Here is a 5425-nt window from a genome sequence, read left to right on the forward strand (position 1 = left end):
GGGTTTCATCTCGGTCCGGAGTTTGCAGTGAACACGAACCCGGACGTGGTCGCGACGCTGGTGCGCCTGTGCCTGGACGCGGGCGCGAAGCAGGTGAAGGTCGGTGACAATTCCTGCTACGGTGCGGAGCGGGCCTATCCTATAAGCGGCATCGAGGCGGCAGTACAAGCCGTGGGCGGTGAAATGGTCTATCTCCAGCCGGACCGGTTCCGCGAGATGACGCTGGACGGCGACCGGCTGTACGCGTGGCCGCTGGCCGTGGATATCGTCGAGTCCGACCTGGTCATCAACGTGCCCGTGGTCAAGCACCACGCGCTGACGCAAGTGACGGTGGGCCTGAAGAACTATATGGGCGTGGCCGGCGGCCAGCGTTATCATTTCCACACGGACCTGCCGCGCTGCCTCACGGACATCGCCGCGTTCATGAAACCAAGGCTTTCCGTCGTGGACGCCGTGCGTGTCCTGACCAACAACGGCCCGGCGGGCGGCGAACTCACGGACGTGGAGATTATGGGCGTCGTGGCAGCGGGCACGGACATCGTGGCGCTCGAGGCGTTTGGCGCGGAACTGCTCGGGCGCGACCCGTTCAAGGGCCGCACGATGGCCCTGGCGGAGGCGCGCGGGCTCGGAACGGTGGATTACCGCAGTCTGAACCCACGGGACATTCAATTGGGTTGAAGAAAAGGGCGTGAGGAGCAGTCTTCCTACTGGGCAGAAAGGAGCAGAGCCGGGCAGCAGCCGTGGAGCGGGTAGCGCACTTTGACCCGGTATGGCGCGGCCGGGGTACTGGAACTATGGATGGAGAGAAGGGCATGTCACAAGTCTTTGCACGGTGCCTGAACATCTTCGCGTTTTTGTGCGTGGCCGCGGCAGTGCTTGCGCCAGGCGCATGTTCGCCACAATCACCAGCGCCCCCGGAAACGGCTGCCGCGGCGTCTTCCGAAGCGGACGGAACCGACGACTACCGGCAACTCAAGAACATCTTGCAGGATTTGCAGTTTGCGTATGAAGCAAAAGACGTCGATGGCTTTGCCATTCACGTGGCCGCTGATTTTTCCCTGCCGGACGGCGACAGGAGCGCGTTCCTGGAGAGCATCCGCGAGTCGATGTCTCTGGGTGAGCGGTTTGGATTCGAAGATACACGCATCTCGATAGACGGCACGCGCGCCGAGGTCGCGGATTTTACGGTAAGCGGAGGAGAAGTCACGACCAGGATGACCTTAGCCTTCGAGAAGAGAGAGGGGGCTTGGTTGTTGACCTCCGTCGCACCACCCGAGGAGGAACCTCAGGAGGTCTCGCAGATTGTCGTGGACACCGCGCCAGCGGACTTGCCCGCGGCCGACAACTGGATGTCGCCGATAGTAACGAGAAATGCGAACCCGAGCTCGGGCGAGTTGCCCGACGTGGAAGACCCGGCGGCTGCGAACCAACCCATTGCGGACCCGCAGTATTAGAAAGATGCGCCCAGGCGCGTCGATGGGAAATCTTAGTACCTTGAGGAATTTACGGGCCGAAAGGGATGTGAGGGCATTTGCCTGCCTCGTTGTCCTGTGCTGCGCGGCATGCGTGACGGCCGTCTCTGTCTATCGCCCGGTTTCGGCGCAATCAACCGGGGGCGCCGCCGAGGCAGCCGACGTGGCGGCGGCATGGGCCGCGCTCGACGCATATCAGTATGGCGCCAGTCGCGAGTTTCAGGCGGTGCTTACGCAGTTTCTGCAGGGATCGTGCGCGAATCCCGCCGTACGCGCCGAAGCCGGCGCGCGTCTTGCGGGCGTGCTTGAAGGCAGCGCTTCGGTCGAGGCAAAACGCTTTGCATGCGAACTACTGGGGCTCTACGGCGGCGCGGAGGCGGTACCCGTTCTCGCGCGGCTTCTCGAGAATCCGCAATTCTTCGAGATGGCCAGATGTGCGCTAGAACGCTTGCCCTGCCGCGAGGCGGACGAACTACTGCTGGGCGCGCTGGAGAAAGCGCCGGAGGACGACCAGGCCGCCCTTATCAACAGTCTCGGCGAACGCCGCTGTGTCGAGGCAGTCCCCGCGCTAAGCGGTTTGGTGACCGCCGGCACACCGGAGAAGACAAAGGCGGTGTTGGCGGCCTTGGGCAAGATACCGTCGCGTGAAGCGCGCGAGGCCTTGCTGCGCATGGGGCCCGGACTCCCAACGGGCATTGTCGACGATTATGCGCGCGCGCTGCTCCAGCATGCGGATCATGCGAAGGCGGACAACAAGGCCGGTGCCCTCTTGCTCTTTGAGACCGTCCTGGCGCTGCCCGTGCGCGACGCCGTGCGCCTTGCAGCCGTCAAGGGCAGGATGGAACTCCTTGACGATGAAGCGCGCCGCGACGCCATTGCAGAGGCCTTGCGCGGAGAGGATCCCATGCAACGGGAGGCCGGCCAAGGGCTCGCGCGCGGCGAACCGGCGCCTGAACTTACGGAAATTCTCGTCGAACAACTTTACGCAGCTGCTCCCGCGGACCAGCTTCGCTTGCTCAGCGTCATCGAAACGCGAAAAGACGTTGCAGCGCAATCCGCTATCCTTCCCTTGCTCAATAGCACGGACGAAGAAGTGCGCCGCGCGGCCATACACGTGCTAGGCGAAATCGGAACCGCCGCTTGCGTTGCTCCGCTCGCGCAAATGGCTGTTGCCTCGCCTCCGAGTAAACTGTCTCGCCTCGCCCATGAGGCTCTGTGCGCCCTGACGGCCCCGGAAGCCGACGCCGCAATTCTGGACCTCGCCCGCACAAGGGAACCCGCGATACGCATCGAGATGATCCGTTGCATGGTCGGGCGCGACACGCGCGCCGCCGTGCCCGATCTCCTGGCAATGGCAGCTGAGAGCACGCTGCCCGTTGAACTGCGAGCAGAGGCCTGGCGCGCGCTCGAAACACTCGCCGGCGCACCTGACCTGCCCGCGCTCGTGAATGCGATGGTCGCGACCGATTCGCTCACTGTCCGGAGGGCGGCGGAGCGTGCGCTTGTTTCCCTTGCCCGCAATCTGAACGCACCCGATCGCTCCGTGCCCATCGTGAATGCGCTCCGCTCCGTCACGGACACGGATGTGCTCTGCTCCTTGTACATTGTCTTGGGCGAGATTGGCGACGATGCGTGTCTTGCCCAGCTGCGAACGGCCGTGCAGCAGGGGAATCCGGAAGTTCGCGAGACGGCCGTGCGCGCGCTGGCGCAGAGTTCGAACCCGGCGGTCATGGACGAGTTGCTTGCCGTCGCCGAAGCGGCTCCCGGGGAGCGCATGTCAGTGCTGGCCATCCGGGGCGTCGCGCGATTGCTCCGGCTTCCGTCCGAAGACTCCGACGAGGCGCAACTGGCCCGGTTCCGCCGCGCGTTGGCCGCCGCGCCCCAGGCGGAAGAGCGCAGGATGATCCTGAGCGCACTGGCTGATTTCCCCGTGACTGAGGCTGTACGCGCGGCTGGTGCCTGTTTGCAGGACCCGGAAGTCCGCGGGGAGGCCGCACTCGCCGTAAACAAGATTCTGTCCGCGCTGTGCATGCTCGATGCGTCGGACAATGCGGAAGACGCTGCACTGGCGCTCGACCTTGACCCGGCCACGCGCTGGTGGACCGTTCGCGGACAGGAAGAGGGCATGTGGCTCTCGATTGATTTCGGAACGCAGTGCGAGCTTTCCGGACTGGTCCTCGATAACACGAGCAAGCCAAGCGAATATCCCCGGCATTATCTGGTGTTTGTATCTCAAGATGGATTGGAGTGGGGCGCGCCCGTCGCGACCGGCGACGGCGCGGAAGGCAAGACCCCGGTCACGTGGAATCCGGTCACGGCACAATACCTGAAAATCCAGCTTGCTCCCGGCTCGGGCAACGCCTGCTGGTCCGTGTATGAAATCCGGTTTGCCGACCCGGACACCGGACTGCTCGGGCTCCGCCCCGCGGCGCAGCCGGAAGCGTGAAGAAGAAGGAAGCGCATCATGACCAGAAGAACTGCCTGTGCGGCGGCGCTGCTGTTGTTGTGTTCGGGCATAATGGCGGCCGACCCGCTGGCCTCGGGCGCGGCCATTGACTGGACACGGGTTTCCGCGCCCGCCGGCTGGAAGCTGAGCGGCGATTTCCCGTACTACACGCCGGACAATCTGTTTGAGCGAATCAATGGCGAGTGTGAGGCTTATTTCCCCTATGGCTTCCGGCGCATGACCGTGCTTACGTTCACGGCCGAGGCCAATGCGAACGAACTCATCGAGGCGCAGGCTTACGAAATGGGTTCGCCGCTCGACGCGTACGGCATTTGCTCGCAGCACCGGACCGAGAAGCACGAATCGGGTTCGTTGGGCTGCGAAACGCTCGCCGGCAGCACCATGGTCATGTTCTACCAGGACCGGTTCTTCGTCAAATTGCGTTACAACCAGCCGCGCGAGAACAAGCAGGTTCTCCTCTGCGTTGCGACGGCGATTAGCCCGCTGCTGCCCCCGTGCGACGCGCCGCCGCAGGAACCGCGGATTCTGCGCATGCCCCGTGTCAATGGCCGGACCATCAAGTACACGGCGCCTCATCTCGATGGACTCGAATTCATGCCGCCGGGGGTTGAGGCCAGGGCCACCCTCGGCGATGGCGACACGCGCGTGTTTGCCGCATTCTGCGGCTCGGATGACCAGGCTGCCCAGACGCTCAAGCAGTATCAGGCCCATCTGACAGCGTCGGGCCTGCGGAGCACGACGCCGCGGGGAGAACTCCGGCGCATCACGTTCACGGCGTCCGGGGGTGCAGGCGGCGCGATTGTCGGGCAGGAAGGGCGATTTCTCTTCGGCGTCACGGAGGTCCCGGGACCGGTCGAGGGCGCCGTTTCTCTTTTCGAAAAACTGCGGCGGCAGATCCGCGACTACGCCGCAGAAACCGCCGCAAGCGCCACCAGTGAGATTTCGCGTCAGGCGGCCGAGCCCGCCACGCCGTAGACCGCGGCCCTTCGCGCGTTACAGCAGGCGTAGACAGCCGCGCAAAATCACCGTCAGCAGCAATAACACCCCCAGGAACACAGACGCGCAGCAGCATCCGCCGTTCCCCGAACGCTCGAAGCGAATGAAGACCCGGCGTTCGCCCGCGGGGCCTTCGCGCCAACCGTCAAACCGCCGGCGCCGCACCACGCGCGCCTCCACGTCGATGGGCCCGGCAGGTTCCATTTCACGGCGGCCTTCGCCGTCTTCAGGTCCGGCTTCCGTGTGCGAGCGTGGTTCCTCAGTCTCGGGGCAGGTCATATTCTTCTTTTCTCCGGAAAATGGGCGGCATCCGGGTTCCATGGGCAACCGCCGGCATGCATACGCATGCCTCAGAGCCGCGGCAGACCACCCATAACATGCCGGCGGCGAATGGGCGCAACGAATGTGGAATACACCGTCAACCCATGGATTGGAACAAGGCCCGTGCCGGCGCGCGGCCTCTACTCACGCGCGAACGCGACCTGGGCCC

The 5425-nt window shown here is 64.4% G+C and carries 5 protein-coding genes; 4 read left to right on the forward strand and 1 reads right to left on the reverse strand.

The features are described 5' to 3' along the window. From KA184_12740 to KA184_12755, 4 genes are all read left to right on the forward strand, one after another. Positions 1 to 678: DUF362 domain-containing protein (locus KA184_12740; GenBank protein ID MBP8130438.1), on the forward strand; the 678-nt coding region annotated here is incomplete at its 5' end. Positions 679 to 812: 134 nt separating this feature from the next. Further along, positions 813 to 1454, forward strand: coding sequence for a hypothetical protein (locus KA184_12745; GenBank protein ID MBP8130439.1), 642 nt, complete (start codon positions 813 to 815; stop codon positions 1452 to 1454). A 40-nt stretch (positions 1455 to 1494) separates the two neighbouring features. Continuing rightward, positions 1495 to 3918, forward strand: a complete 2424-nt coding sequence (locus tag KA184_12750) for a HEAT repeat domain-containing protein (protein MBP8130440.1) — start codon at positions 1495 to 1497, stop codon at positions 3916 to 3918. 18 nt (positions 3919 to 3936) lie between these two features. Next, the gene (locus KA184_12755; GenBank protein MBP8130441.1) at positions 3937 to 4914 is read left to right on the forward strand and encodes a hypothetical protein; all 978 of its coding nucleotides are present in this window, start codon (positions 3937 to 3939) and stop codon (positions 4912 to 4914) included. 18 nt (positions 4915 to 4932) lie between these two features. Here KA184_12755 and KA184_12760 read toward each other — a convergent pair whose 3' ends face one another. Continuing rightward, the gene (locus KA184_12760) at positions 4933 to 5214 is read right to left on the reverse strand and encodes a hypothetical protein (protein ID MBP8130442.1); all 282 of its coding nucleotides are present in this window, start codon (positions 5212 to 5214) and stop codon (positions 4933 to 4935) included. Positions 5215 to 5425: the final 211 nt, after the last annotated feature.

This window comes from Candidatus Hydrogenedentota bacterium (assembly GCA_018005585.1).
Classification (GTDB): domain Bacteria; phylum Hydrogenedentota; class Hydrogenedentia; order Hydrogenedentales; family JAGMZX01; genus JAGMZX01.

Excerpts from the sequence above, each read along its gene's own strand:
- KA184_12745 (MBP8130439.1), top strand. The coding sequence starts at position 813 with ATGTCACAAGTCTTTGCACGGTGCCTGAACATCTTCGCGTTTTTGTGC.
- KA184_12755 (MBP8130441.1), top strand. The coding sequence starts at position 3,937 with ATGACCAGAAGAACTGCCTGTGCGGCGGCGCTGCTGTTGTTGTGTTCG.
- KA184_12760 (MBP8130442.1), bottom strand. The coding sequence starts at position 5,214 with ATGACCTGCCCCGAGACTGAGGAACCACGCTCGCACACGGAAGCCGGA.